The organism is Mycobacterium sp. ST-F2 (genome assembly GCF_001905655.1).
Taxonomy (GTDB): domain Bacteria; phylum Actinomycetota; class Actinomycetes; order Mycobacteriales; family Mycobacteriaceae; genus Mycobacterium.
Genome location: NZ_JMHT01000001.1, coordinates 1 through 24,978, shown reverse-complemented (window position 1 = coordinate 24,978; position 24,978 = coordinate 1). Strand labels below are relative to the sequence as shown.

28 protein-coding genes are annotated in these 24,978 nt (G+C 67.6%); 9 read left to right on the top strand and 19 right to left on the bottom strand.

Annotated features, from left to right (window positions below; genetic code table 11):
• Positions 1-2: 2 nt before the first annotated feature.
• A complete protein-coding gene (gene amaB / locus EB75_RS00135; protein WP_073693470.1) occupies positions 3-1,541 on the bottom strand; it encodes an L-piperidine-6-carboxylate dehydrogenase in 1,539 nt (512 codons plus the stop codon).
• Entirely contained in the window at positions 1,538-2,737 is a 1,200-nt protein-coding gene (gene hglS, locus EB75_RS00130) for a 2-oxoadipate dioxygenase/decarboxylase (RefSeq protein ID WP_073693469.1), read from the bottom strand. The genes amaB and hglS overlap by 4 nt, the downstream gene beginning before the upstream one ends.
• A gap of 15 nt (positions 2,738-2,752) precedes the next feature.
• On the opposite strand from hglS, the gene EB75_RS00125 reads away from it, so the two are divergent.
• Together EB75_RS00125 and lat are read left to right on the top strand one after the other, a co-directional pair.
• Entirely contained in the window at positions 2,753-3,211 is a 459-nt protein-coding gene (locus EB75_RS00125) for an Lrp/AsnC family transcriptional regulator (protein ID WP_073693468.1), read from the top strand.
• Between the two features lie 49 nt (positions 3,212-3,260).
• Positions 3,261-4,619: an L-lysine 6-transaminase gene (lat, locus tag EB75_RS00120; protein ID WP_073693467.1), complete on the top strand. Its 1,359-nt coding sequence runs from the start codon at positions 3,261-3,263 to the stop codon at positions 4,617-4,619.
• Here the strand turns inward: lat and EB75_RS00115 are convergent.
• Complete coding sequence (locus tag EB75_RS00115) at positions 4,605-5,150, bottom strand: restriction endonuclease (RefSeq protein ID WP_073693466.1); 546 nt, start codon at positions 5,148-5,150, stop codon at positions 4,605-4,607. The genes lat and EB75_RS00115 overlap by 15 nt on opposite strands.
• Positions 5,151-5,223: 73 nt before the next feature.
• Between EB75_RS00115 and EB75_RS00110 the strand changes: the two genes are divergently transcribed.
• The 4 genes from EB75_RS00110 (at position 5,224) to EB75_RS00095 (ending at position 6,864) form a co-directional block, all read left to right on the top strand.
• Positions 5,224-5,655, top strand: a complete 432-nt coding sequence (locus EB75_RS00110; protein WP_073693465.1) for a hypothetical protein — start codon at positions 5,224-5,226, stop codon at positions 5,653-5,655.
• Positions 5,656-5,720: 65 nt separating this feature from the next.
• Complete coding sequence (locus EB75_RS00105; protein WP_073693464.1) at positions 5,721-6,152, top strand: SRPBCC domain-containing protein; 432 nt, start codon at positions 5,721-5,723, stop codon at positions 6,150-6,152.
• Between the two features lie 11 nt (positions 6,153-6,163).
• Positions 6,164-6,475, top strand: a complete 312-nt coding sequence (locus EB75_RS00100) for an ArsR/SmtB family transcription factor (protein ID WP_073693520.1) — start codon at positions 6,164-6,166, stop codon at positions 6,473-6,475.
• Between the two features lie 38 nt (positions 6,476-6,513).
• Positions 6,514-6,864: a hypothetical protein gene (locus EB75_RS00095; RefSeq protein ID WP_073693463.1), complete on the top strand. Its 351-nt coding sequence runs from the start codon at positions 6,514-6,516 to the stop codon at positions 6,862-6,864.
• 7 nt (positions 6,865-6,871) lie between these two features.
• Here EB75_RS00095 and EB75_RS00090 read toward each other — a convergent pair whose 3' ends face one another.
• From EB75_RS00090 to EB75_RS00070, 5 genes are all read right to left on the bottom strand, one after another.
• The gene (locus EB75_RS00090) at positions 6,872-7,189 is read right to left on the bottom strand and encodes a hypothetical protein (RefSeq protein WP_073693462.1); all 318 of its coding nucleotides are present in this window, start codon (positions 7,187-7,189) and stop codon (positions 6,872-6,874) included.
• A gap of 56 nt (positions 7,190-7,245) precedes the next feature.
• Positions 7,246-9,045, bottom strand: a complete 1,800-nt coding sequence (locus EB75_RS00085) for an acetyl/propionyl/methylcrotonyl-CoA carboxylase subunit alpha (RefSeq protein ID WP_073693461.1) — start codon at positions 9,043-9,045, stop codon at positions 7,246-7,248.
• A gap of 120 nt (positions 9,046-9,165) precedes the next feature.
• Positions 9,166-10,599 carry a hypothetical protein gene (locus EB75_RS00080; protein WP_142239331.1) on the bottom strand — a complete coding sequence of 478 codons (1,434 nt, stop codon included), beginning with the start codon at positions 10,597-10,599 and terminating at the stop codon, positions 9,166-9,168.
• Positions 10,600-10,766: 167 nt separating this feature from the next.
• On the bottom strand, positions 10,767-11,183 hold the full coding sequence (locus EB75_RS00075) for a SufE family protein (protein ID WP_073693459.1): 417 nt from the start codon (positions 11,181-11,183) through the stop codon (positions 10,767-10,769).
• Complete coding sequence (locus tag EB75_RS00070) at positions 11,180-12,076, bottom strand: sulfurtransferase (RefSeq protein WP_073693458.1); 897 nt, start codon at positions 12,074-12,076, stop codon at positions 11,180-11,182. The genes EB75_RS00075 and EB75_RS00070 overlap by 4 nt, the downstream gene beginning before the upstream one ends.
• Before the next feature lie 117 nt (positions 12,077-12,193).
• On the opposite strand from EB75_RS00070, the gene EB75_RS00065 reads away from it, so the two are divergent.
• The 3 genes from EB75_RS00065 (at position 12,194) to EB75_RS00055 (ending at position 14,837) form a co-directional block, all read left to right on the top strand.
• Positions 12,194-12,952, top strand: coding sequence for a DUF4333 domain-containing protein (locus tag EB75_RS00065; protein ID WP_073693457.1), 759 nt, complete (start codon positions 12,194-12,196; stop codon positions 12,950-12,952).
• 98 nt (positions 12,953-13,050) lie between these two features.
• Positions 13,051-14,409 (top strand): TIGR01777 family oxidoreductase, encoded by a 1,359-nt coding sequence (locus tag EB75_RS00060; RefSeq protein ID WP_073693456.1) that lies wholly within the window; start codon positions 13,051-13,053, stop codon positions 14,407-14,409.
• Entirely contained in the window at positions 14,406-14,837 is a 432-nt protein-coding gene (locus EB75_RS00055; protein ID WP_073693455.1) for an SRPBCC family protein, read from the top strand. The genes EB75_RS00060 and EB75_RS00055 overlap by 4 nt, the downstream gene beginning before the upstream one ends.
• A 15-nt stretch (positions 14,838-14,852) precedes the next feature.
• On the opposite strand, the gene EB75_RS00050 is transcribed toward EB75_RS00055, so the two are convergent.
• The 11 genes from EB75_RS00050 to EB75_RS29660 all read right to left on the bottom strand — a co-directional run.
• A complete protein-coding gene (locus EB75_RS00050; protein ID WP_286150027.1) occupies positions 14,853-15,794 on the bottom strand; it encodes an SDR family NAD(P)-dependent oxidoreductase in 942 nt (313 codons plus the stop codon).
• A gap of 5 nt (positions 15,795-15,799) precedes the next feature.
• Positions 15,800-16,546, bottom strand: coding sequence for an anti-sigma factor (locus tag EB75_RS00045; RefSeq protein WP_073693453.1), 747 nt, complete (start codon positions 16,544-16,546; stop codon positions 15,800-15,802).
• Positions 16,539-17,177, bottom strand: a complete 639-nt coding sequence (gene sigK / locus EB75_RS00040; protein WP_083611829.1) for an ECF RNA polymerase sigma factor SigK — start codon at positions 17,175-17,177, stop codon at positions 16,539-16,541. The genes EB75_RS00045 and sigK overlap by 8 nt, the downstream gene beginning before the upstream one ends.
• Entirely contained in the window at positions 17,174-18,463 is a 1,290-nt protein-coding gene (locus EB75_RS00035) for an SAM-dependent methyltransferase (RefSeq protein ID WP_073693451.1), read from the bottom strand. The genes sigK and EB75_RS00035 overlap by 4 nt, the downstream gene beginning before the upstream one ends.
• The gene (locus tag EB75_RS00030) at positions 18,460-19,182 is read right to left on the bottom strand and encodes a DUF1365 domain-containing protein (protein WP_073693450.1); all 723 of its coding nucleotides are present in this window, start codon (positions 19,180-19,182) and stop codon (positions 18,460-18,462) included. The genes EB75_RS00035 and EB75_RS00030 overlap by 4 nt, the downstream gene beginning before the upstream one ends.
• Positions 19,179-20,492 carry an NAD(P)/FAD-dependent oxidoreductase gene (locus EB75_RS00025; protein ID WP_073693449.1) on the bottom strand — a complete coding sequence of 438 codons (1,314 nt, stop codon included), beginning with the start codon at positions 20,490-20,492 and terminating at the stop codon, positions 19,179-19,181. Before EB75_RS00025 ends, EB75_RS00030 begins: the two co-directional genes overlap by 4 nt.
• 74 nt (positions 20,493-20,566) lie before the next feature.
• A complete protein-coding gene (locus EB75_RS00020) occupies positions 20,567-21,202 on the bottom strand; it encodes a Maf family protein (protein WP_073693448.1) in 636 nt (211 codons plus the stop codon).
• On the bottom strand, positions 21,199-21,456 hold the full coding sequence (locus EB75_RS00015; RefSeq protein ID WP_073693447.1) for an acyl-CoA carboxylase subunit epsilon: 258 nt from the start codon (positions 21,454-21,456) through the stop codon (positions 21,199-21,201). The genes EB75_RS00020 and EB75_RS00015 overlap by 4 nt, the downstream gene beginning before the upstream one ends.
• Entirely contained in the window at positions 21,453-23,081 is a 1,629-nt protein-coding gene (locus tag EB75_RS00010; RefSeq protein WP_073693446.1) for an acyl-CoA carboxylase subunit beta, read from the bottom strand. Before EB75_RS00010 ends, EB75_RS00015 begins: the two co-directional genes overlap by 4 nt.
• 61 nt (positions 23,082-23,142) lie before the next feature.
• The gene (locus EB75_RS00005; RefSeq protein WP_073693445.1) at positions 23,143-24,555 is read right to left on the bottom strand and encodes a cellulase family glycosylhydrolase; all 1,413 of its coding nucleotides are present in this window, start codon (positions 24,553-24,555) and stop codon (positions 23,143-23,145) included.
• A 187-nt stretch (positions 24,556-24,742) separates the two neighbouring features.
• Positions 24,743-24,978, bottom strand: a 236-nt coding sequence (locus EB75_RS29660) for a hypothetical protein (protein ID WP_217267669.1), incomplete at its 5' end; no start/stop codon positions are given.

Below are 24,978 nucleotides of genomic sequence, written 5' to 3'. Positions count from 1 at the left end.
CCTCACCCGAACTGGACCCCTTGGGCCAGAGGCAGCTCGGATGAGTAGTTGACGGTGTTGGTGGCCCGGCGCATGTACGCCTTCCAGGAATCCGAGCCCGATTCACGTCCGCCGCCCGTCTGCTTCTCGCCGCCGAACGCCCCGCCGATCTCCGCGCCGGAGGTGCCGATGTTGACGTTGGCGATGCCGCAGTCCGACCCGTCGGCAGCCATGAACCGTTCGGCCTCCCGGATGTCGGTGGTGAAGATGGCCGACGAAAGACCTTGCGGCACCGCATTGTTGAGGGCGATGGCCTCGTCGAGTGTGTCGTAGGTCAGCACGTACAGGATGGGTGCGAACGTCTCCTGGTGCACGATGGCCGTCTGCCCCGGCATCCGGACCACCGCCGGCGTGACGTAGTACGAGCTGGCATGCAGCTGGACCCGTTCGCCGCCGGTGACCTCGCCGCCCTCGGCCCGGGCTTGTTCGAGTGCGCCCACCATGTCGCGGTAGGACCGCTCGTGGATCAGCGGCCCGATCAACGTCCCCTCGGCAGACGGGTCGCCGACGGGCAGGCTCTGGTACGCGGTGACGATGCGCTGCACCAAGGTGTCGACGACGCTGCGGTGGGCGATGACGCGGCGCAGCGTCGTGCAGCGTTGTCCCGCGGTGCCGGCGGCGGCGAACACGATGCCGCGCACCGCGAGGTCGAGGTCGGCCGACGGCGTGACGATGGTGGCGTTGTTGCCGCCGAGTTCCAGCAGCACCTTGCCGAACCGCTGGGCCACGCGCGGCCCGATCTGCTGACCCATCCGCACCGATCCCGTCGCGCTCAGGAGTGCCACGCGGGGGTCGTCGACCAGCTGCTCGCCGATCTCGCGGCTGCCCAGCACCAACCGGCCGACATGCGCCGGGGCGCCGACGTCCGCCGCGGCGCGCTCCAGCAGCGCTTGGCAGGCGACGGCGGTCAGTGGGGTGAGCTCCGAGGGCTTCCACACCACGGTGTCACCGCACACCAACGCGATGGCGGTGTTCCAGGCCCAGACGGCGACGGGGAAGTTGAACGCGGTGATGACGCCGACCACCCCGAGCGGATGCCAGTTCTCCATGAGCCGGTGCCCGGGACGCTCCGAGGCGATGGTGCGGCCGTACAGCTGACGAGACAGGCCGACCGCGAACTGGCAGACGTCGATCATCTCCTGCACCTCGCCGAGGGCCTCGGAGGTGATCTTGCCGGCCTCGATGGTCACCAGGGTGGCCAGATCGGCCTTGTGCTCGATGAGGAGCTCACCCAGGCGGGCCACCAGCGCGCCGCGTACCGGTGCCGGGGTGGTGCGCCAGGTGGTAAACGCCTGTGCCGCTTCGGCGATCGCGGTATCGGTCTGGTCGGTGGTGCTCTCGGGAAGCGTGAAAAGCACCTCACCCGTGATCGGCGTGCTGGCATGTAAGCCGTGCTCGCCGGGCGCACCCAGCGTGACGTGGGCCCCGATGGCCTGCAGGGCGGTACGTACGCGGTCGCGGAGTTGATCGGCGGTGGGCAAGAGATTCTGCACGGAAGTCATGATGCCGCTTTCTCGTAGAGATCGTATGGATCGTGGATGTGATGGCCGATCGCGTCGGCCATCCAGCCGAGGCTGTAGTCAGAGTGGTCGTCGACGTCGGCCGCGTGCGAGTCCCGATCGAGATTGGACCGGAAGATACCGGCCGCGGAGGCGGGTAGGAAATCCTCGTAGACAACGGGTTTGGCGGGATCGCCGCCGCGGTAGTAGGCCAGGCCCTGCGCCGCCATCTCGGCGTCGGTGGCCGGGAAGTACCTGTCCCAGTGTTCCTGATCGGCCATGGCGGCGTCGTACCGTTCCCGGCCTGAGCGGGTCAGCGCCACCCCGCGGGCCTCGACCTCGCCGAAGCGCACCCGCAGGCTCCCGTCGAACACGGTGCCGTCCGGTGCGCGGAACGTGCGTGGTTCGGCCAGAGCCCGAAACGACGTCTGCCGCAACAGGACCGGCGGCCCGTCGGTCCGCGGTGGCCCCTGGATCGCGTCGATCATCGTGACGCCGCGGGCCGTCATCCGCCGGTAGAGCTCATCGATGTCGAGCACGCGCGGCGTCAGGTGGTTGATGTGGGTGGTGCTGACGCCGGCGATGTCCGCGGCGACGGCCGACACATCGCTGAGTTCGTCGTACCAGGCCTTGTCGATCGGTGTGCGCGACAACGCGAACGCCGCGACGGCGCGCCGCACGAAGTCGTCGGCATCGGCGTCCGGGCAGCCGTCGGCGGCGATGCGACGAGCCAGGCTGATCAGTGCGGGGTCGAACAGTTGACGTCGCCCGACAAAGCGTTGCACCCGGGCGCGCAGGTCGGGGGAGAAGAACCGGGCGTCCTCGGTGGCGAGCATCGAGGTGAACACCCGAAACGGGTTGTGGGCCAGCTCTTCTGTGTCGATGGGCCGGAACGCGGTCGAGACCACCGGCACGGGTGAGGCGGCGTCGCGCAGGTCGTAGAACCCGACGGGATACATGCCGAAGGCCGCGAAAAGGGCTGCGACGTCGGCCAGTTCGGCAGGGCTGCCGACCCGGATGGCGCCGTGGCGTTCGGCGGTGACGCGGTCGAGGGAACCGAGCCGGCCGTCGGTGGCACAGCCCCTGTTCACGGCGGTACTGACCTCCACCAACGTGGTGTAGGCCGGGACCTCGGTGCCGTACATGCGTGACAGTGCGGCGGCGAACGCGGCGCGCAGCTCCCAGGTCTGGACCGTCACGGGTAATCTCCGCGCATGGCCGAAGCGGAGCTTGACGACGTCGATCGAATCCTGGTGCGGGAGCTGATAGCCGACGGCCGGGCGACGTTGGCGCACCTGGCGTCGGCGGCCGGGTTGTCGGTGTCGGCCGTGCAGTCGCGGGTGCGCAGGCTCGAATCCCGTGGCGTGATCACCGGATACACGGCGCGGATCAGCCCCGAGGCCGTCGGCCACATGCTGTCGGCGTTCGTCGCGATCACCCCACTCGATCCTTCCCAACCTGATGATGCCCCGGCGCGGCTGCAGCCGTTCCCCGAAATCGAGTCCTGCCATTCGGTGGCCGGTGACGAGAGCTACGTCCTGCTGGTGCGTGTCACCTCGGCGCGGGCGCTGGAAGGACTGCTGCAGCGGATCCGGACAGTCGCCAACGTTCGCACGCGAAGCACCATCATCTTACAGACTTTTTACGATGATCAGGTGGCACTACCGGAATAGTTCCTGTTGTTGGCCATGCATACTGTAAATATTGCGTTAGGATGGCGGCATGACTGCTGTTCTGACATCTGGTGACGGGCTGTCGGCGGGCAGCGCCCGCGACGTTCGCGACGTGCTGGGGCGCAGCATCCTGACCGACGGTCTGGATCTGGTGCTCGATCTGGACCGGTCCGGCGGCTCGTATCTGGTCGACGCGCGCGACGGCACCCGGTACCTGGACATGTTCACGTTCTTCGCGTCGTCGGCGCTGGGGATGAACCATCCGGCGCTGACCGACCAGGCGTTTCGCGCTGAACTGGCCCAGGCGGCGGTGAACAAGCCGAGCAACTCCGACGTGTACAGCGTGCCGATGGCACGCTTCGTGCAGACGTTCGCGCGTGTGCTCGGTGACCCGGCGCTGCCGCACCTGTTCTTCGTCGACGGCGGGGCGCTGGCGGTGGAGAACGCGTTGAAGGTCGCCTTCGACTGGAAGAGCCGGCTCAATGAGTCGCGCGGCATCAACCCGGCGCTGGGCACCCGGGTCCTGCACCTGCGTGGCGCGTTCCACGGTCGCAGTGGTTACACCATGTCGCTGACCAACACCGACCCCAACAAGGTCGCCCGGTTCCCGAAGTTCGACTGGCCGCGCATCGACGCCCCGGTGGTTGCCCCTGGTGTGGACATCGTTGCGCTGGAACGGGAATCGCTGCGGCAGGCCCGCGCGGCCTTCGAGGCGTATCCGCACGACATCGCGTGCTTCATCGCCGAGCCGATCCAGGGCGAAGGCGGTGACCGGCACATGCGGCCCGAGTTCTTCGCCGCGATGCGGGATCTGTGTCTCGAGTTCGACGCGCTCCTGATCTTCGACGAGGTGCAGACGGGCGTCGGCATGACCGGAACCCCTTGGGCCTACCAACAATTGGGCGTCACTCCCGACGTGGTGGCGTTCGGCAAGAAGGCCCAGGTGTGTGGCGTGATGGCCGGCGGCCGCGCACGTGAGGAGCAATTCAGGACCAGGGTCGACGAAGTTCCGGACAACGTCTTCCACGTCAGCTCGCGGATCAACTCCACCTGGGGCGGCAACCTCACCGACATGGTGCGGGCCCGCCGCATCCTCGAGGTCATCGAAGCCGACGGGCTGATCGACAACGCCGTGCGCATGGGCTGGTACCTGGTGGGTCAGTTGCGTTGCCTGGCAACTGAATTCCCGGCGTTGGTACTCAACCCGCGCGGGCGTGGGCTGATGTGCGCGTTCAGCATGCCGTCGGCCGCGCAGCGCGACGAGGTGATCAGGCGGCTGTGGCAGCACCGCGTCATCCTGCTGGCCAGTGGCGCAGACTCGGTGCGGTTCCGGCCGGCGCTGACGGTGTCGCGCAGTGAGATCGATGAAGCCGTGCAGGCGGTGCGGGACGTACTAGCGGCGCTCTAGGACCTGCTGCCGGATCAATCCGCGCAGCCGGGTGAGCTCGGTGCCGCTGACCAGCGTGCAGTCGTGCAATTCGGCCAATTTCCGTGCGGCGGGCGTGAAGTCGTTGTTGGTGACCACCATGGTGTGGGTGCAGTCCTGCATGGGCGCGCCGGCGACCACCTCCTGCACAGCACCGGGGCCGACGGGCCGGGACAGCCGTTTGCATTGAATGGCAAGGCGATTGGGCCGCGTCCCGACGATGAGGTCGACGCCCCAGTCCCCGGACAGCTCGGTCATGATGACCGGGACGCCGCACGACCGGGCGATCCGGGCGACGTAATCCTCGAACTCGGTGCCGGACATATCGTGGATGGGATCTTCGTGGCGGCTCGGAGTGCGCATTCCGGTGATAACGTGCGGAACGGCGGCGAGTAGCAGCGGCACCCCGAGGGCCACGCCCAGCGCCGGTTCCCACGTCCAGCCGTGCAGATACGCCGCGCCGCCCGAGGCCAGCCCGGCCGCGCCCAAGAGTTTCATCCGCACGCCAGGCATCGTAGGGCCAACCTCTGACAGGTCTTTACAGGATGCCGCGGCTTTACTACCGTGCGTAGTAGAGGTGATCAGAATGACTGGTGACTCCAGGAATTGGCAACGTAACTTCGATTGGGCCGCAGGCTTTTTGGCCGTCGCGCTGCTACTGCACGGCGCTGACCACATGAGGCGGGGAATGAACGTCATCCCGCCGGCGGTGATGGTGGGCGGCACGGTGCAGCTGATCCTCGCGGCCGTCACGATCGGGCTGGTGTTCAAGCGGAACCGGTGGGCGCCGCTTGCGGCAGTCGGCATCGGCTACGCCGGCGCGGTGGGATTCACTGCGGCGCATCTGCTTCCGAAATGGGGATTCTTCAGCGACAGCTTCATCAATGCGCCGACGTGGGCACGGGTGACGGCGTTCTCGTGGGTGACCGCGATTCTGGAGATCGCCGCCAACCTGGTATTCGGCACCATCGGCCTGATGCTGGTGCGAGAGCGGCGCGCGACGCCAAGTGCAATCTGAGGGTTGCAGTACAGGTTGGCGTATGCAACTGTGGAGTTGCACTTAACGCCACTCGAAGGGGAATCATGGACACGCTGGACATCACCCGCACCATCGACATCAGCGCGCCGATCCAGCGGGTCTGGGATGCCCTGACGAAAGCCGAGCTCATCGCGCAATGGTTCGGTGACGCAGCCGAACTCGAGCCGATCCCGGGCGGCACCGGGTTCTTCGGCTGGAACGCCCACGGCAAGTTCCGGGTCGTCGTCGAAAGCGCCGAGGCGCCGCATACGCTGGTCTATCGGTGGGCGCACCGCGAAGTCGATGCCGAGCCGACGCCCGGGAACTCCACCGTCGTCCGCTTCGTCCTCACCGAGATCGACGGCGGCACCCGACTTGATCTGCGCGAGACGGGCTTTGAGAATCTCGCCGATCCGCAGACCGCACACGCGGAGAACAGCGGTGGCTGGACGGCTGAGCTCGACGACCTGGTGGCGTACCTGCAGGCGTCGGTGTGACCGACACCCATATGCAGGCGGTGCTGGCGGTGCTCGCCGACGAGACCCGCTGGCGCATCCTGACCGAACTGGGCGCCGACGACCTGTCGGCGAGCGCGCTGGCCGGCCGGCTGCCGGTGAGCCGCCAGGCCATCGCCAAGCATTTGACGGTGCTGGCCGAGGCGGGGCTGGTGGAACCGGTCAAGGTGGGCCGCGAGATTCGTTATCGCGCATTGGGTGCCAAACTGAGTGCGTTGGGCAACCAGCTGGAAACCATTGGCAGACAATGGGATCGGCGCCTGGCGGCGATCAAGCGGATTGCCGAGGGTGGACTGGCACCGTAGCGGCGATCGGGCGCATACTGGGGGTGGCGGTGATAACGATGCTCAGCCCGACAACTGACAGATTCCGCGACGACGATCCCAGCGTGCATGAGGCCGCGCGATTCGGCCTGGTGATGGGCAGCGTCGGCGTCGGGTTCATGGTCCTCGCCGCCGTCTGGGTCCGGCATTGCAATGGCTTCGACACCGCGGCATGCACCATGCCGTACCGCACCGTGCTGGCCCTGGCCGGTCCGCTGTTCCTGTTCGGCAGCGGGGTGTGGGCCTTCGTGCGGACCTATCGGGCCTGGCGGGGTGACAAGGTCTGGTGGGCTTGGCAGGGCGCCGGCTGGTTCCTGCTGCTGCTCATGTCCATCGTGCTGACCATGAGCCTGCCGGTGCTGCTGTTCTAGTGACTTGTCAGCCCAGCATCGCGGCCGCGAAGCGGCGCACTGACTCGACTCCCGTCGCAGCGGCCTCGTCGAACCCGGCGCGGGTCCGTACAGAAATCTCGCGCGTGCCGGGGTCCAGGGTGATCTCGGCCAGCAGTTCGCCGGTCGTCGGCTCGCACACCGCCCACGAATACAGCGTGTCGGATTCCCATTGCGTCGCACGGGTTTCCACGTGATCGGGGGAGTGCTCACCCAAGTCGGCCAGGGACGGCCGGTCATCCATGCGGTCGTCGGCCCGCAGCGCGCGCAGATACCAGGCGCCGGCATTGATCTCGATGGGTTCCATGATGAAAAAATCCGCCGGGTGACCAGAGAACTGGCCACCCGGCGGAGGCGAAAGAACTAGTCCTTCAGCTCGGCGATGACGGTGCCCTGAGTGATGGCGGCGCCGGCCTCGACGGACAGGCCGGTCACGGTGCCGTCCTTGTGCGCGGTCACCGGGTTCTCCATCTTCATGGCCTCGAGCACGACGATCAGGTCACCCGCGGAGACCTGCTGGCCCTCCTCGACGGCGACCTTCACAACGGTGCCCTGCATCGGCGCGGTGACGGAGTCGCCCGAGGCGGCCTTGCCACCGGCAGCGCCACGCTTGCGCGGCTTCGGCTTCTTCTTGATGACACCGGCCGCAGCGGCACCGCCGCCACCACCGATGGCCAGATCACCGGGCAGCGACACTTCGACGCGACGGCCACCGACCTCGACGACGACCTTCTGACGCGGGGCCGCATCTTCGTCATCCAGCGGCTCGCCACCGGTGAACGGCTCGATGGTGTTGTTCCACTCGGTCTCGATCCAGCGGGTGTGCACGTCGAACTTCTCGCCGTCACCGATGAAGGCCGGGTCCGAGACCACGGCGCGGTGGAACGGGATGACCGTGGCCAGACCCTCGACGTTGAACTCGGCCAGCGCACGACGCGAGCGGGCCAAGGCCTCGTCGCGGGTGGCGCCGGTGACGATCAGCTTGGCCAGCATCGAGTCGAACTGACCGCCGATGACCGAACCGGTCTCGACGCCCGAGTCCATCCGGACACCCGGGCCGGTCGGCGCCTCGAACTTCGAGACGGGGCCGGGGGCCGGCAGGAATCCGCGGCCGGCGTCCTCGCCGTTGATGCGGAACTCGAACGAGTGGCCGCGCGGGGTCGGGTCCTCGGTGATGTCCAGGGCCTCGCCGTTGGCGATCTTGAACTGCTGCAGCACCAGGTCGACGCCCGCGGTCTCCTCGGTGACCGGGTGTTCCACCTGCAGACGGGTGTTGACCTCGAGGAAGCTGATCAGGCCGTCCTGGCCGACCAGGTACTCGACGGTGCCGGCACCGTAGTAACCGGCTTCCTTGCAGATGCGCTTGGCGGACTCGTGGATTTCCTTGCGCTGCGCGTCGGTCAGGAACGGCGCGGGCGCCTCTTCGACGAGCTTCTGGAAGCGGCGCTGCAGCGAGCAGTCGCGGGTACCGGCGACGACGACGTTGCCGTGCGTGTCGGCGATGACCTGGGCCTCGACGTGGCGCGGCTTGTCCAGGTAGCGCTCGACGAAGCACTCGCCACGACCGAAGGCCGCGACGGCCTCACGGGTGGCCGAGTCGAACAGCTCGGGGATCTCTTCGATGGTGCGGGCGACCTTCATGCCGCGGCCGCCACCGCCGAAGGCGGCCTTGATGGCGATCGGCAGGCCGTGCTCCTTGGCGAAGGCCAGGATCTCGTCGGCATCCTTGACGGGGTCCGGGGTACCCGGCACCAGTGGAGCGTTGGCCTTGGCGGCGATGTGGCGCGCGGTGACCTTGTCACCGAGGTCGCGGATGGACTGCGGGCTGGGCCCGATCCAGATCAGTCCAGCGTCGAGCACGGCCTGGGCGAAGTCGGCGTTCTCCGACAGGAAGCCGTAGCCCGGGTGGATCGCGTTGGCGCCCGACTTGGCGGCGGCGTCCAGGATCTTGTCGAAGACGAGGTACGACTCGGCCGAAGTCTGACCGCCCAGCGCGAAGGCCTCGTCGGCAAGCCGCACGTGCGGCGCGTCGGCGTCGGGCTCGGCGTAAACGGCGACGCTGGCCAGTCCGGCGTCCTTGGCAGCCCGGATGACCCGGACGGCAATCTCTCCACGGTTGGCGACTAGCACCTTGGAGATCTTGGAACTGGCGTGGTTGGCCACAGTGCCTCCTGACGGCGGTTCTCTAAGAAATGTCTTTAAGAATGTATCGGGCGCATTGTATGCGCCCGATACCGGGGGTGGTGTGTCGCCATCCCGACCCGACGGATGGCAGCCACGGAATTACAGGAACAACGTCGGAATACCCTGCATCGACGGCGCCGGCTCCACGCCCAGGACGTTGGCCAGCAACGACGGTGCCACGTCCAGCACGTCGACCTCTTTGCGCGACGCATCCTTGGGCACCCCGGCGCCCGCGGTCAGCAGGATGCCTTCGGGGATGTGATAGCCGGTGTTGATGCCGCCGACACGGTGCTCGATGCCGAATCCGAGGTCGGCAGGTTTGCCGACCACCTCGGCGTCCGAACCCGTGGGACGCCAGCGGAAGGTGGCGTCGGGGTCGCTGTCGATCTGGTAGTCGACGCCGAACGTCACCGTCTTGCCCTCGGCGCGCACCCGCGCCAACAGGGGGCCGCGGCCTTCGGCGTGGACCGACTCGAGCGGTGCCACAGCCGCCTGGGCATCGGCCTCAGAGGCGAACGCCAGCGAGATCATCGGATACATCGCCAGCCCGAGTTCGGCCGGCGCCAGACCCAGTGCCGAGACGAGCTTGCTGTGGTCGTCGAGCACGAACAGGGTGTCGCCGAGCTCGAGCGTCTCGACCGGGCCCTGACCCATGCTCGCCGACAGCACCAGCATGGATTGCGGGTGCTTGGCCATGTACTTGCGGATCCGGCCGAGCTGGCGATCGGTGAGGTCCATGGCCTCGATGATGAAGCTGCCGTAGACCTCGTCGGCGGCGTACTCGAACTTCTCGGTGTAGCCGGGCATGGTGTCGCCCCAGAAGCGGTGCATCATGCCGGCGACGTGATTGGTCCAGAAGATGGACAGTCGCGGGTTGTGCTTGCGGTGCTGGTGCCAGTACAGGTCGAAGCCCAGCGGCGCCTGCATGGCCGAGCGGAAGGCCTTGTAGCGCGGGTCCCTGCGTTCCTTGACCAGGTGGGTGGCCACCGTCGCGGCCGAGCGCGGGGTCAGACCCAGGCGCAACAGGTCGACAGCGGTACCGGCCAGCATCTTCGGATTCAGGACCTCGGCGGGCGAAAAGCCGTTGGCGCCCGTCATGGCCAGGTTGAAGGTCTGGAAGCGCTCCAGGGACCGCGGGTAGGTCTTGGCGTCCTGGCTGAAGGTGTCGGGAACGTAGAAGCCGCCGTGCTTGAACTGCCGCGCCGGCCAGCTCTGCATCGGGCCGAACAGCCCGACCGACAGGCCCGCGGCCTCGGCGACGTCCCAGATCGGGTCGCCCTTGAACGTGGTCGGGTCCTGGCCCAGGTCGAACGAGTTGTGGGCATAGGTCGACATGTGCAGCGTCGGCCAGGTGCGCCACGGCTGCAGACCCATCTGCTCGGCGCGGTCCTCGTGCACCGTGGTCTGGGACTGGCCCTCCTTCAGCAGGGCGGCCAGGTTGGAGTTGGGCCGATTTTTGACGTAGATGTCAACGACGTCCCACGGCACCTCGTTGAGTTCGTAGAGGATCACATCCCGGGGCTGGCGGTTCACTCTGCCGGACCTCTTTCGTGAATTTCGTTTGCCGGGCGGTCGGCTGGCGGGGTGGCACGCAGAGCCGATCAGGGCACCGGCACCGTTGCTGCGGCCCGTCGTCAGACTACTAGACGGGTGCAAACTTTGACGGGGCCGCCGAAAACGCGGTAGCGCGGTTTTAGGGGCTAACCAGCGCGTAAGCGACGCTTGATCCGGGTCAGCATCGCCGACATACCCCGCAGCCGCAGGGGGCTGATCAGCTTAGCCAGGCCCAGTTCGGCGTAGAAATCGTCGGGAACGGCAAGGATTTCGGTCGCGGACAGGCCGTCGAGCCCGGCGGCGAGGATCGCGGCGAAGCCGCGGGTCGTCGGCGCTTCGGCCGGCGCGCTGAAATAGAGCCGCACGTGGTCCGGGTCGTCGGCGTCGACGTGCAGGAACAGCGGTGACTGGCACTCCGGCACCGGCTCCATCGCGGCTTCCTCGAGCGTCGGCGGCAGCGGCGGGAGCTCATTGGCGAACTCCAGCAGCAACGCCAGCTTGTCCTGCCCCTGAACGTCGGCGAAGTCCGACACCACCTCGGCCAGGGCCGCGGGCACGCTCATGCGGAGCCCGGCGCCGGCCCCGGTTCCTCACCAACGGCGACGGGCACCCGCACCGCGTTGCCCCATTCGGTCCACGAGCCGTCGTAGTTGCGCACGGCAGGCAGACCGATGAGGTGCGTCAGCACGAACCAGGTGTGGCTGGAGCGCTCACCGATACGGCAGTAGGCGACCGCCTTGTCGTCGGGGGAGATGAAGCCGTACAGCTCATCGAGTTCGGCGCGGCTGCGGAACCGCCCGCTGTCGTCGACGGCCTTCGCCCACGGGATGGACCGCGCGGTGGGAATGTGGCCGCCGCGCAGCGCACCCTCCTCCGGGTAGTCGGGCATGTGGGTGCGCTCGCCGGTGTACTCCTGCGGCGAGCGGACGTCGATCAGCGGCTCCTTGCCCAGGATCGCGAGGACGTCGTCCTTGAAGGCCCGGATCGGAGCGTCGTTGCGCTCCACCACGGGGTACCCCGTGGTCTGCTTGCTCGGCACGTCCAGGGTGGTGTCCCGGCCGTTGGTGATCCACAGATCGCGGCCGCCGTCGAGCAGACGCACGTCCGGGTGCCCGAAGAGCGTGAACACCCACAGCGCGTACGCAGCCCACCAGTTGCTCTTGTCGCCGTAGATCACGACGGTGTCGTCCCGGCTGATGCCCTTGCGATCCATGAGCGCCGCGAACTGGGCGCCGTCGATGTAGTCGCGGACGTGCGGGTCGTTGAGGTCGGTATGCCAGTCGATCTTCACCGCACCGGGGATGTGTCCGGTGTCGTAGAGGAGGACGTCTTCGTCGGATTCGACGATGGCCAGACCGGGGCGTCCGATGTTGCCGGACAGCCAGTCGGCGGTCACCAGGCGATCGGGATGCGCATAGGTTGCGAAGGCGGGATGTGGGTCTGCGGGCAGCGGCACACTGTGAGCGTACCTACGCCCTAAATACGCCGCAGAACCGTAAGGGCAAACGTGTTGGCGCGATTGCCGTGCGGCGTGTCGGTATCAACGTATTGGGGGAGAGGCACAATGGCGGCTATGAGGGCGCGCATCTTGGCACTGGTCGTCATCGCTGGGCTGCTGGTGACCGGGTTGGCGGCGTTGATCTACAGCCTGACGCGCCCGGAACAGGAACCCACGCAAGCGAAGCCGTCCGCGCAGCTGCCGATGGTGGACAAGGCGTCACTCGAGCGGGCGATCCACGATGCCTTCACCAGTCAGCCGCCGCAGGCCGTGATCTGCGAGCGCGGCCTCATCGCCCGGGTCGGGCAGAGCACCCGCTGCGACGTCACGATGTCGCCCGCCTACGGCATCCAGCCGACGGTCACGGTCTCCAGCGTCGACGACGGCAAGGTCAGCTATTCGATGACTCCTGCGGTCTCCAAGGCGCAATTGGAGGCGGCGGTGGCCGACATGGTGACCCGCACCCGCAAGGCCGCTCCGGACTCGGTGGTGTGCCTGTCGGGGCTCGAGGGCAAGCAGGGTGCCGTGGCGCTGTGTGACATCACGGACGACGGTTTCACCAGCCGGCGCACCGCGGTGGTGAGTGAAGTATCGGGGCTCGCAATGAATTACGGCCTGACGCCGGTGCTGGAGAAGTCGGTTGCGGAGAGTTCCCTTGCGGCGCAACTGGGTCAGAGCGCCGCCACGGTCAAGTGTGCCGGAGACGTGGAGAACAAGGTCGGGGCGACCCAGCGGTGCACCGCGGTCGTCGGCGGTCAGAGCCGTGACTACACGCTGACGGTCACTGACGTCGCCGACGGCAAGGTGTCGTTCAGCTACAAGCCGGTGAGCTGAGCCACTGTTTTTCGAATCTCTTTCGTGGGTATCCCTGGCCCATCCGTCGGCCGGGTGGCTCCGAATCCCACCTGAAGCCGATTCGACTCGGAGGTTTCATGGGAATCGAGTACAGCAGTGTGGTGGACGCGCCGCGCGACGACGTGTTTGCCTGGCATGCCCGGCCGGGCGCCATCCACAGGTTGCTGCCGCCGTGGCAACCGATGAGTGTGGTCGCGGAAGCGGCATCGCTGGCCGACGGGCGCGCCGTACTGGGCCTGCCCGGCGGGTTGCGCTGGAGTGCCCAACACAATCGTGTTGACTACGCGCCGCCGGCACGGTTCGTGGACGAATTGGGTCGAGACGGGTTGCGTTCGCTACCAACAGGTTTGATCGGGCGCTGGCGGCACGAACACTGCTTCGACGCCGTCGGCACCGGGCGCACCCGGGTCACCGACCGCGTCGATACGCCGGTGCCCGGGGCCTTTCTGCAGCAGACGTTCCGCTATCGGCATCGTCAGCTGAGCGACGACCTGGCCGCCCATCAGTGGGCGCGCGACCACGGTGAGCGTCCCGATGTGGTGGCGGTGACCGGGGCATCGGGATTGGTCGGCAGCGCTCTGACCGCCTTCCTGTCCACCGGCGGTTACCGGGTGATCCGGCTGGTGCGCCGTGAACCACGCGACGACACCGAACGCCGGTGGGATCCCGAGTCGCCCGCCGGGAATCTGCTCGACGGGATCGACGCCGTGGTGCACCTGGCGGGAGCATCGATCGCAGGCCGGTTCACTGATGCGCACAAGAAAGTGGTGCGCGACAGCCGGATCGAGCCGACCCGCCGGCTGGCCGAGTGCGCCGCGCAGGCGACCGACGGGCCGTCGGTGTTCGTCAGCGCGTCGGCGATCGGGTGGTACGGAGACGACCGGGCCGACGAGCACCTCGACGAATCGGCGCAACCGGGCGACGGGTTCCTGGCCGACGTCGTCGCCGACTGGGAAGCCGCGACGGCGCCCGCAACCACCGCCGGACTGCGGGTCGTCAACGTCCGCACCGGGATCGTGCAGACGCCGCGCGGCGGCACGCTCCAGCTGATGCGGCCACTGTTCGCCGCGGGTCTGGGTGGGCCGCTGGGTGACGGGCGGCAGTGGCTGTCCTGGATCGACATCGACGATCTGGTCGACGTGTACCACCGCGCCCTGGTCGACGGCGGGCTGTCTGGTCCGGTGAATGCCGTTGCGCCGCAACCGGTTCGTAACGCGGACTACACGCGGACCCTGGCCGGGGTGCTGCACCGGCCGGCCGTGCTGCCGGTGCCCGCCCTGGGACCGGCGCTGCTGCTCGGCAGGCAGGGGGCGCGAGAGCTGGCCATGGCCAGCCAGCGGGTGGTACCCGGCCGGCTCAGCGCAGCCGGACATCGCTTCCGGCGCCCGGACCTCGAACAGTGCCTGCGCCACCAACTGGGGAAGGCGGCCCGATGATCGACGCGCAACGTCGGTTGGTGGTGGCCGCGCCCGCGGACGCCGTCTTCGCCTACCTGGCGGACTTCACCACCACGACGCAGTGGGACCCCGGCACCGTGCGCACCGAACGCGTCGCCGGTGACGGCGGCGTGGGTACCCGCTATGTGAACACGTCCCGCTTCGCCGGCCGTACGTCGGAGCTGACGTACGAAGTGGCCGGCCTGACACCGGGGCGGTCGATCGAACTGCGCGGGGTCAACCAGTACCTCGTCGCGCGGGACACCATCACGGTGGCCCCGCACCCCGACGGCACTGAGGTCACCTACCGCATCAGGTTCGCGTTTCAGGGGTGGCTGCGGTGGATCGAGCCCGTGCTCCAGCTTGCGGTGACGCACCTTCTCGACGACGGGGCGCGCGGGCTGCGCCGCGAACTCGCGCGAATCTGATTGCGGGACAAGTCCTCACAAGCCGATGGCGGTGGCACAGTACTGCCACACGTGCTGCACATCGGCGTTGTTGTGATGGGTGGTGGGCAGGTAATGCGTGGGACGGATCCGGCGGTCGTGCCAGAACTGTCCCGACGGTGGCGGTGGGTCCGTCGCCGTCAGCCAGACTGCGGTGTCGGCGGCCTGCTCGGCCGTCCGCAGGATCGGGCGCGTCACGCGGCGAAAACCCGGCAGGGACCGGGCGACGCCCGGGGTGTCGGCCCACCCCGGATGCATGGCGGCCACCATCAATTCGGGCCAGCGCCGCGCCAGTAGCGGTGTCAACGCGACCTGGATGCGTTTACTGCGGGCGTACGCCGTCGCGCCGCGGTAGTGCCCGCGCCGGTATTCGATGTCGTCGACCGGCAGCGGCTGGGTATACATGCCGCCGGAGGACATCAGCACGACCCGCGCGGCGTCGGTCAGCGCCGGCAGCAGTAGCTCCGTCAGCAACACCGGCCCCAGGACGTGGGTGGCCAGCGAGAGCTCGTGTCCTTCAGCGCTTTCCGCCCGATCCTCGGGCATTGCCCCGGCGTTGTGGATCACCGCGTCCAACCGTGGTCGCCGGGACAGCATGTCCGCGGCGAACGACCGGACCGCGGCCAGGTGCGATACGTCGCACACCTCCACGGCAACGTCGGCGCCCGGCGCGTCGATGAGCACGTCGCGCCGGGCGGCCTCGCCGCGGGCCCGGTCGCGGACCGTCATCAACACCGTCGCCCCGCGCGTCGCCAATTCGGTGGCAATGGCCTTGCCGATACCGGAGTTCGACCCGGTGACCATCACGGTCCTGCCGGCGAGGGCGTCGTCCGGCAGCTCAGGTGCCTGCCAGAATCGTTGTCGCACAGCCAGACCCACGCGGGAGTAGCCGAGCACGACGGTGCGGTCCAGGAGTTCGTCGAAGAAGGCGCCGGCCATCATCGTCAGGTCAGCGAGACGACGACGACGGGGGTGCTCGTCGGCTGACTCGACCCGGTCCCGGGCTCGACGGTCACAGCCACCTTGGCGGCCGAGTCCAGGGCCGGAATCACCTCGCCGCCTGGCGGTGGCATGGTGTCCGCGCTCATGGTGCCGGCGGACCGTGGCGCTCCGGACGCCGGGATGAACCACATCTGATAGACGTGGCCGGCCGGGGGTGCGGGCACATTGGTCATTGCCACGACGACGGCATTCGCCTGTTGGGAGGCGCTGAGCGTGATGGTGCCGCCGGCGACCTCGGCGGAGAAGGTGCGGATGTCGGGGTTGGCCAACACCTGCGAAACCGTCTGCTGTGCCGGGTGATTCGTGAATCTCTGGGCGACCACCGTCGTGCCGATGACGATCGCGCAGATCACCGCGGCGGCGGCCACGACGCGGACGATCAGCCGCCGTCGCCGAATGCGCCTGAGCGCCAATTCATCTGAACTGTCGCCCGCCGACTGCACGCCGATCGCCTGCAGAATGCGTGCGCGCAGTTCGGCGGACGGCGTCAGGGCGTCACCCGCGGTGACGAGGGCCATCGTCTCCTGGGTGTCGCCGACGATCCGGGCGAATTCCTGCGCGGTGTGCGGTGCGGCCACCCCGAGGCGGCCGGCGATCTCCGAGCGTTCGGCCTCGGACACTGCATCGAGTGCGTACACATAGGCCAGATCGAGCAGTTGCTGTTCGTCTTCGGTGTAGCTGTCAGGCATCGGTGCCCACCCCCAAGCAGTTCTTCAGGCGGATCAGGCCGTCCCGGATACGGGCCTTGATGGTGGGGAGCGCGACGTCGAGGTGCTCGGCGACCTCCCGATAGGTATGGCCGCTGTAGTACGCCAGGCCGATGGCTTCGCGCTGGACGGCGGTCAATCCATCGAGGCAGTCGGTGACTTCCTGTTCCTCGAGGCGCTGTCCCACTTCATCGGCGACGGTGTCATGTTCCCGGCCGAGGTTCGAGGCGCCGTAGGCATGGTTGCGGTCGGCCGCCGACTGTTCGGAGCGGACCCGATCGATGCTGCGGCGATGGGTCATGGTCATCAACCAGCCGATGGGGCTGGCCAGGGCCGGATCGTATTGCCGTGCCGCCGATGACCACAGCTGGAGGAACACCTCCTGGACCACGTCCTCGGCCAGGGTCCTGTCCCGCACGACGCGATAGGCCAGGCCGAACACCCGTGCCGAGGTCAGGTCGTAGAACTCCGCAAAAGCCACCCGGTCGCCGGCGGCGATCGAGGTCAGGAGTGCTGCGCGGTCCGGCTCACCCCCCATCCGGGAATCGTCGCACGGTTGCGGGGGAGCCGTGTCCATCTGGCGCAACCCGTCGGATCCGGATGGCGTGCTCACGATCGCGCCTTCGGTCGGAGCACCAGTTGATGCAGGTCCAGATAGCCCGAGGCGAAGCCCGCCTCGGAGTAGGCGAGGTAGAAGCGCCACATCCGCCGGAAAATGCGGTCGAAGCCCAGTGCGTCGGCGCCCGCGCTGTTCGCGGTGAAGCGTTGCAGCCACAGTCTGAGGGTGTGGGCGTAGTGCGGTCCGAACGAATGGCGGTCGGCGATGTGCAGCGTGGTGTGAGCTGCGATCGAGCGTTCGATGAGCTTGACCGATGGCAGGAACCCGCCCGGGAAGATGTACTTGTGCACCCAGGTGAAGGTGTCGCGGGAGGCCAGCATGCGCTTGTGCGGCATGGTGATCAGCTGCAGGCCGACCCGTCCGTCGGCATCGAGGAGACGCTCGAGCGTGCGCAGGTAGGCGGGGAGGTAGCGATACCCGACGGCCTCGATCATCTCGATGGAGATGATCGCGTCGTACCTGCCGGTGATGTCACGGTAGTCGCACAGCTCGACGGTGATCCGGTCCGACAGCCCGGCCGCGGCGATGCGTTCCCGGGCCAGCAGCTGCTGCTCGCGCGACAGCGTCACGGTGTGCACGTGCGCGCCGCGTTGCGCGGCCCGGATGGCCAATTCGCCCCAGCCGGTGCCGATTTCGAGTAGGCGTGTGCCGGCGCGGACGCCCGTGGCATCAAGCAGCCGGTCGATCTTGCGGTGCTGTGCGGCGCGCAGGTCGCGCCAGGCCGGTGGTGGGTCGAGGGTTTCGAACAGCGCGCACGAGTAGGTCAGCGTCGGATCGAGGAACATGCTGAAGAACTCGTTCGACAGGTCGTAGTGATGGGCGATGTTCGCGCGCGTATCCGCTTGCGCCCCACGGTGGTTGCGTGGGGTGCGGGGCAGCAGGATGGCGCGCAGTCCCTGGAACACGGCCGGTACGACGGTGTCGATGCGGGATGCCAGCGCGGTGAGTACGGCGGTGAGCTCGGGCGCCGACCAGTCACCGACCATGTAGGCCTCGCCGAAGCCGATCAGACCACTGTTCGCGATCCGGCCGAAGAAATCGTCAGGGCGGTGCAACAACATTCGCGGTGCCGCCGGGTCGGCCGCACCGCCTGCACCCTGGACAGTGCCGTCCGGATACTCGACCCGCAGCGGCAGGTCCCGTACGGCGGCGCGGAACAACGCCCGGGTGACGGGCGTGCCCAACCTGGTGCGTAAACCGCTTGGCACCTGGGCGATGTCGGTCCACCTCGCCGGCAGGAAGGGATCGTAGGCGGCAGCGTCGTGGAGTTGGTTCGTCATAGGGCGACCTCCTGGGGGCAGGGATGCAGGGGCAGGCCGCGCGCCCAGAGGCGCACGCCCTGCCAGCGGATGCGTGCTGCGACCAGCAGCGGCGCCAGCGGCGCTGCCAGTGCGGTGGCCAAAACGGTTGCGGGACGCGCAGGATGGATCGACCCGGTCCAGGTGGCGGTCAGGACGACCCCGCCGGACTCGTCGAGGAGGGTGACCGCCACACCGAGCCGGCCGCGGGCCGGTTCGGGAACCCGCAGCAGGTATCGGCCACTGACGGAGTTGAACGGGGAGACGTAGAACGCCTTGGGCACTGTCACCTCGCCGCGATGATCGGCGCGCAGCAGGTAGCGGTGGCGTTCCCCATAGGTGTTGTGGACCTCGGCGATGGCGCAGACGAGTGCGCCGCCGGCGTCGTGGCACCAGTAGAGCGTCAGCGGGTTGAACACGAAGCCGAAGACTCGGGCATTGGCCAACATTCGGATGCGGCCGCCGCCGAGATCGATGCCGTTCTGGTCGAGATACGAGTCGACGTTCTCGCGGAGTGTGCGGTGCGGATCGCCGACGTGGTCGGCGGCGTGGAACCCGGCCAACGGTCGTAGCGGTCGGGGCAGTGCGGGCAGGTCGTCGAGATCGACCAGCCAGCTGTAGCTGCGGTAGGTGAACGCATGCCGCACCGGAACGGCCCGCATGTGGTGGATGCTGGTGCGCACGATCTGTGCTGGGCTCATGCCACATTCCCCGCCGGATGTCGCAGCGGCGGCACCGGACCGCGCCACCTGCCGCCGAGTCGCTCCGCCGCGACCACGCCGGACACCGCGCCGTCTTCGTGAAAACCCCAGCCGTGATACGCGCCGGCGAATGCCAGCCGGTGATCGCCAAGCGTGTGCAGGCGCTGTTGTGCGGCACGGAATTCGGGGGAGTACTGCGGGTGGTCATAGAGCATGGTCGCGATGATCTGGCTCGGGTGGACCCGAGCGCCGCCGCCCAGCGTCACCACGAACCGCCGGTCGGTGCTGGCGTCGAGTCGCTGTAGCCGATTGAGGTCGTAGCTGACCAGGACCTGATCCGCGGTCACGTCGCAGGCCGGCATCCGGTAGTTCCATGACGCGCGGGCGCCGGGACGCCGCGGCAGCAGCGACGTATCGGTATGCAGCGCAGTGTGATTGATCGAGTACCGCAGCGCACCGAGGATCTCGATCTCGTGCGCCGTCGGCTGGTCCAGGATCGACAGGGCCTGATTCGGATGGGTCGCGATGACAGCCGCGTCGAACGGCTCGACCCGGTCCGCGTCGTCACGCACCAGCACCCCGTCGGCGTTGCGGGTGACGGCGCGTACGGGCACGCCGACGCGTACCGACGGCAGGCGCGCGGTGATCGCTTCGACGTACCGCGCAGAGCCCCCGGTCACCGTCCGCCAGGTCGGTGAACCGAACACCGTCAACATCCCGTGGTGATCGAGGAACGCCAGCAGATAGCCGACCGGGTAGTCGAGCGCGACGTCCGGCGGACTCGACCAGACCGCCGCGACCAACGGCACCATGAAATGCGTGACGAAGTACCTGGAAAACCCTGCTGCCGTCAGGAATTCACCGAGGGTTCGGCCGTCCGGCACACCGTGCGCGAGTTCGGCACGCGCGAGGCGGTGGAAGCGCGTCACCTCCGCCAGCATGCGCAGGTAGCGCGGCGAGAACAGCGAGCCTGGCGCGGCGAAGAGGCCGGTCAGGCCTTTTGCCCCGGCGTACTCCAGGCCGCATCCCTCGCAGCAGACCGACATCGACATGTCGGACTCCTGGGTGCGGACGCCGAGTTCGGAGAACAGTCGAAGCAGGGTCGGGTAGGTCCGGTCGTTGTGCACGATGAATCCGGAGTCGACGCCGACGGTCCCGACTCCGTCGTGGCGCGCGGCCAGCTCATGCGTGTGGGCGTGGCCACCACATCGCGGTTGCGCCTCGAAGAGGGTGACGTCCGCGTCGCGGGCGAGCACCCACGCCGCGGTGAGTCCCGATATGCCGCTGCCGACCACTGCAATCCGCCGCACCGTGCCGTCCTTCCTGGTTGGTCACCAGGAGTTCGGTACGGGATGCGCTGCGGATAGGTGGAGTCGGGAAAAAGTTACGCGGGCCGGTTGGCGGCCCACAGCTCCGCGACGGACACGCCGAGCTGGGCCAGCATGCGGCGCAGCAGGGGCAGGCTCAGCCCGATGACATTGGACGGGTCGCCGTCGATGCCGTCGATGAACCAGCTGCCCAGGCCGTCGAGGGTGAAAGCGCCGGCCACCCACAGGGGTTCGCCGGTGCCGATGTAGGCGTCCAGATCCGTGGTGCTCGGCTCACCGAAATGCACTGTGGTGGAACCCAGTTCGCTGACCTGGGCCGCGACGGCACCATCGGTCAGGCGCAGGACACAATGGCCGGTATGCAGCACGGCGCTGCGGCCTGCCATCGAATTCCATTGCTGCCGCGCCACATCGGGGGAGCCCGGCTTGCCGGTCAAGCGGCCGTCGAACTCGAGCATCGAATCGCAGCCGACCACAACGCAATCCGACGACAGACTCGCGTCGAGTGATTCGGCGACCCGCTGCGCCTTGGCGGTTGCCAGGGCGCGCACGACAACACCGGGGCCGGCGTCGCCGAGAGACGCGATGATCGCGTCCTCGTCGACATCGGACACCAGGACGACAGGTTCGACACCGGCCTTGCGCAAGACACTGAGCCGGCCCGCGGAGGCCGAGCCCAGAACCAGTCTCATCGACGGATGAAGGTGCGCTCCACCAACGTCACCAGCTGCCAGCTGGTGTAGGCGTACCGCAGCTTGGACACCGGGTGGCCCCAGTCGTTGCGGTCACCGGCCTCGGCGGCACCGCCGCCGGAAGCACTGGCCAGCACCGTCACCAGCGCGGCGAGCTCCTCGTCGGACGGGTTGCCCTTGACGACCTGGAACAGCGGGGCGACGGGAGCTTCCGGCTGAACTTCGGCTTCGGGGGACTGCACGTCAGCGCTCACAGTGGGATGTTCCCATGCTTCTTCGGCGGCGTCTGCACGATCTTGCGCTCCAGCAGACGCAGCGAGTTCGCGATGTAGCCGCGGGTGTGCGACGGCGGGATGACCGCGTCGACGTAGCCACGCTCGGCGGCGACGTACGGGTTCACCAGGGTGTCCTCGTACTCCTGCTGCAGCTGCAGGCGCAGGGCGTCGACGTCCTCGCCCTTGGCCTCGGCGGCCTTGAGTTCGGAGCGGTAGACGAAGCCGACGGCACCGGAGGCACCCATGACGGCGATCTGGGCCGTCGGCCACGCCAGGTTGACGTCGCAACCCATGTCCTTGGAGCCCATGACGCAGTACGCGCCGCCGTAGGCCTTACGGGTGATGACGGTGATCTTGGCGACGGTGGCCTCACCGTAGGCGTACAGCAGTTTGGCGCCGCGGCGGATGATGCCGTTGTACTCCTGCTCGGTGCCCGGCAGGAAGCCCGGGACGTCCACCAGCATGATGATCGGGATGTTGAAGGCGTCGCAGGTGCGGATGAACCGCGCGGCCTTCTCCGAGGCGTTGATGTCCAGGCAGCCGGCGAACTGCGTCGGCTGGTTGGCCACGATGCCGACCGGGCGGCCGTCGATGCGGCCGAAGCCGATGACGATGTTCTGCGCGTAGCCGGGCTGGATCTCCAGGAATTCGTCGTCGTCGAGGATGCGCGAGATGACCTCGTGCATGTCGTACGGCTGGTTCGGCGAATCCGGGATGAGGGTGTCGAGCTCGAGGTCCTCGTCGGTGAGGTTGTCCTCGATGGCGCCCGGGTGCGGCGGCGCGGGCAGGCGCGGCGGCTCGGCGTAGTTGTTCGGGGGCAGGTAGCTCAGCAGGTCGCGGACGTAGTCCAGAGCGTCCTGCTCGCCCGAGGCGACGTAGTGCACGGTGCCGGACTTGGCCTCATGGGTGTGGGCGCCGCCCAGCTCCTCCATGGTGACCTCTTCACCGGTGACGGTCTTGATGACGTCCGGGCCGGTGATGAACATCTGGCTGGTCTGGTCGACCATGATGATGAAGTCGGTGAGCGCGGGGGAGTAGACGTGGCCACCGGCCGCGGCGCCCATGATGAGCGAAATCTGGGGGATGACACCCGACGCCAGGATGTTGTTGCGGAAGATGCGGCTGTACAGGCCGAGCGAGACCACACCCTCCTGGATGCGGGCGCCGGCGCCGTCGTTGATGCCGATCAGCGGGCGGCCGGTCTTGATGGCCAGCTCCTGGACCTTGACGATCTTCTCGCCGTAGACCTCACCGAGGCTGCCGCCGAAGACGGTGGCGTCCTGGCTGAAGATGCAGACCTCGCGGCCGTCGATGGTGCCGTAACCGGTCACCACACCGTCGCCGAGCGGGTGCTTGTCGCCGAGGCCGAAGTTGGTGCTCCGGTGCTTGGCCAGCGCGTCGAGCTCGACGAACGAGCCCTCGTCCAGCAGCGCCAGGATGCGCTCACGGGCAGTGAGCTTGCCCTTCTGATGGACCTTCTCCACGGCGGCCTCGCCGACGGGATGCAGGGTCTCTTCGGTACGCCTACGCAGGTCTTCCAGCTTGCCTGCGGTGGTGTGGATGTCGATCTCGTGCTCGCTGGCTGGCTCGATGAGGCTCGTCATGGGTGTCGATGGTATCGGTATGCCGGCAGGCCCATAGCAGTGCCGGGTCGGTGAGCCGCGGTCAGGCGGCGACGCGGGTCACCACGGTGCCGCCGCCCGGTGTCCAGGTGATCGTCGCGAATTCGAACTCGACCCTGGCGCCGTTCGTGCCGGACGGCTGGTACTGGTCGGTCTTGGGGAAGCCCATATCGGCTTGCCAGGCCGCGAGAATCGCTCCGTACACGGCGTGGGTGCCCAGGTCGGACCTGGTGAACACGCGGAAGCCGCCGGTGACGTCCATGTCCTGGATCCCGTTGGCCAGCGGGGAGAGCGGCACGACGTTCCACGCCCGCGCCACTGCGGCGACCGCGGTCGGCGAGCTGATGAAGCCGTGGTTGGTGGCGTACCGAGTGCCGTTCTCACATTCCTGGGCGTAGCCGTAGCTCTGCGGAAACGCCGGTCCCACAGGCGATCCCAGCGCGGAGTCGACGTTCTGCATGAACACCTGATACTCGTAGCGCTTCGGGAAGCCGCCGCGTGCCAGACCGTTGAGCCCGTTCAGCGCGATCTTCGGCTCGTACGCGGTGGTCGCCACACCGAAGACGTCCTCCATGTTGGAGCTGCCGGTGGCCCTGTCGCGGAGGCCGTGGATGAAGAGCGGTCCGCCGAACGAGACCTCCTGCCACTGCTGAAGCGACCCGACGAGAAGGGTGTTCTGAGTCGTCTGTGAGACCGAACCGACTGTGGGAACGCCGAATTCGGATGCCCAGAGCTTCTTGGCGCCGTCGCCGTTGGCTTTCATCAGGTTGTGCAGGTCGATCGCCTGCCGCATGGCCGAGCCGTTGGTGCGCATCTGCTGGGCGAAGGTCGTGCTGAACGACCAGTCGTAGGGATGGAACGAGACGGCGTCGCACGAACCCGCCAGACCGTTCGCGTACATCCTCGACAGGAAGTCGTTGGACGACATGTTGCCTCCGACCGTTCCCGTCTGGGCCAACGCGCCCGCGAGCACGGTGACGGACGGGTCGACGGCCTTGATCTTCGGGTACGCGGCCTTGACCATCGAGGTGTAGAACACGGGGTCGACGCTCGGACTGAAGAACAGCGTTCCGTTCGGCTCGTTCCAGATCTCGTAGGCGTCGATCTGCCCTCGGTACCGGGTTGCCACAGCGGCGCAGAAGTCCGCGTACTCGGTGGCGCTTCGCGGGCGAACCCAGGGGCTGCCGCTGTTCGTCGCCGCCGCCCACGGCGGCGAGGACACGATCGACCCGAGGACGAACAGGTTCCTGGAGTTAGCCTGCGCGACGATGGTGTCCACGATCGTCCAGTTGAAGGTGGCCTGTTGATTCTGGACGTAATACCACGGAATATCGAATCGGATTCCGCCGGCGACGCCCGCGACCGCGATGTCCAATGTGCGGGAGATATTCGTCGCGTCCGAGAAGTAAAGGTCCGAGCCGCCGGCGAAGCCGTACGTGGGAAGGGGCCGTGCCACGTTATTCAGAGGAAAGTCGCGACGTCCGGAAAGCAGACCGTCGAGCGACAATCCGGTGGCTACTAATGCGCCGGCGGACACGCCTCCGAAAATGAGCGATCGTCTATTGATCGATCTGTTCACGTCCATATCCTCTTGTTTCAACGGGGCCCGAACGACTAGCGCAATACTTCGGAGGTGCTCGTCATTACGAGCAATCTGCGTTGATCGATAAGCACCGCCCATTGAGCGGCGAATTATTCTTAGCACTCACCGAAAGTGCACAGGTCTCGGCTTCATCACGAATGTGTCTGCACTCGGATTCATTACGCGCAGGACCTGCGGCGACTTTCGCTTGGTCGAGTTGCTCGATAACACCCGCCCCGGCGATTCGCGGCTCTTCACAGATGAGGGTGTAGAGGTGGTTGGCGCGTCGTTGCCGGG

Coding starts and splice junctions, on each gene's coding strand:
- amaB (WP_073693470.1), bottom strand. CDS start 1,541: ATGACTTCCGTGCAGAATCTCTTGCCCACCGCCGATCAACTCCGCGAC.
- EB75_RS00125 (WP_073693468.1), top strand. CDS start 2,753: ATGGCCGAAGCGGAGCTTGACGACGTCGATCGAATCCTGGTGCGGGAG.
- lat (WP_073693467.1), top strand. CDS start 3,261: ATGACTGCTGTTCTGACATCTGGTGACGGGCTGTCGGCGGGCAGCGCC.
- EB75_RS00115 (WP_073693466.1), bottom strand. CDS start 5,150: ATGCCTGGCGTGCGGATGAAACTCTTGGGCGCGGCCGGGCTGGCCTCG.
- EB75_RS00110 (WP_073693465.1), top strand. CDS start 5,224: ATGACTGGTGACTCCAGGAATTGGCAACGTAACTTCGATTGGGCCGCA.
- EB75_RS00105 (WP_073693464.1), top strand. CDS start 5,721: ATGGACACGCTGGACATCACCCGCACCATCGACATCAGCGCGCCGATC.
- EB75_RS00100 (WP_073693520.1), top strand. CDS start 6,164: ATGCAGGCGGTGCTGGCGGTGCTCGCCGACGAGACCCGCTGGCGCATC.
- EB75_RS00095 (WP_073693463.1), top strand. CDS start 6,514: ATGCTCAGCCCGACAACTGACAGATTCCGCGACGACGATCCCAGCGTG.
- EB75_RS00090 (WP_073693462.1), bottom strand. CDS start 7,189: ATGGAACCCATCGAGATCAATGCCGGCGCCTGGTATCTGCGCGCGCTG.
- EB75_RS00075 (WP_073693459.1), bottom strand. CDS start 11,183: ATGAGCGTGCCCGCGGCCCTGGCCGAGGTGGTGTCGGACTTCGCCGAC.
- EB75_RS00065 (WP_073693457.1), top strand. CDS start 12,194: ATGAGGGCGCGCATCTTGGCACTGGTCGTCATCGCTGGGCTGCTGGTG.
- EB75_RS00060 (WP_073693456.1), top strand. CDS start 13,051: ATGGGAATCGAGTACAGCAGTGTGGTGGACGCGCCGCGCGACGACGTG.
- EB75_RS00055 (WP_073693455.1), top strand. CDS start 14,406: ATGATCGACGCGCAACGTCGGTTGGTGGTGGCCGCGCCCGCGGACGCC.
- EB75_RS00050 (WP_286150027.1), bottom strand. CDS start 15,794: ATGGCCGGCGCCTTCTTCGACGAACTCCTGGACCGCACCGTCGTGCTC.
- EB75_RS00045 (WP_073693453.1), bottom strand. CDS start 16,546: ATGCCTGACAGCTACACCGAAGACGAACAGCAACTGCTCGATCTGGCC.
- EB75_RS00035 (WP_073693451.1), bottom strand. CDS start 18,463: ATGACGAACCAACTCCACGACGCTGCCGCCTACGATCCCTTCCTGCCG.
- EB75_RS00030 (WP_073693450.1), bottom strand. CDS start 19,182: ATGAGCCCAGCACAGATCGTGCGCACCAGCATCCACCACATGCGGGCC.
- EB75_RS00020 (WP_073693448.1), bottom strand. CDS start 21,202: ATGAGACTGGTTCTGGGCTCGGCCTCCGCGGGCCGGCTCAGTGTCTTG.
- EB75_RS00010 (WP_073693446.1), bottom strand. CDS start 23,081: ATGACGAGCCTCATCGAGCCAGCCAGCGAGCACGAGATCGACATCCAC.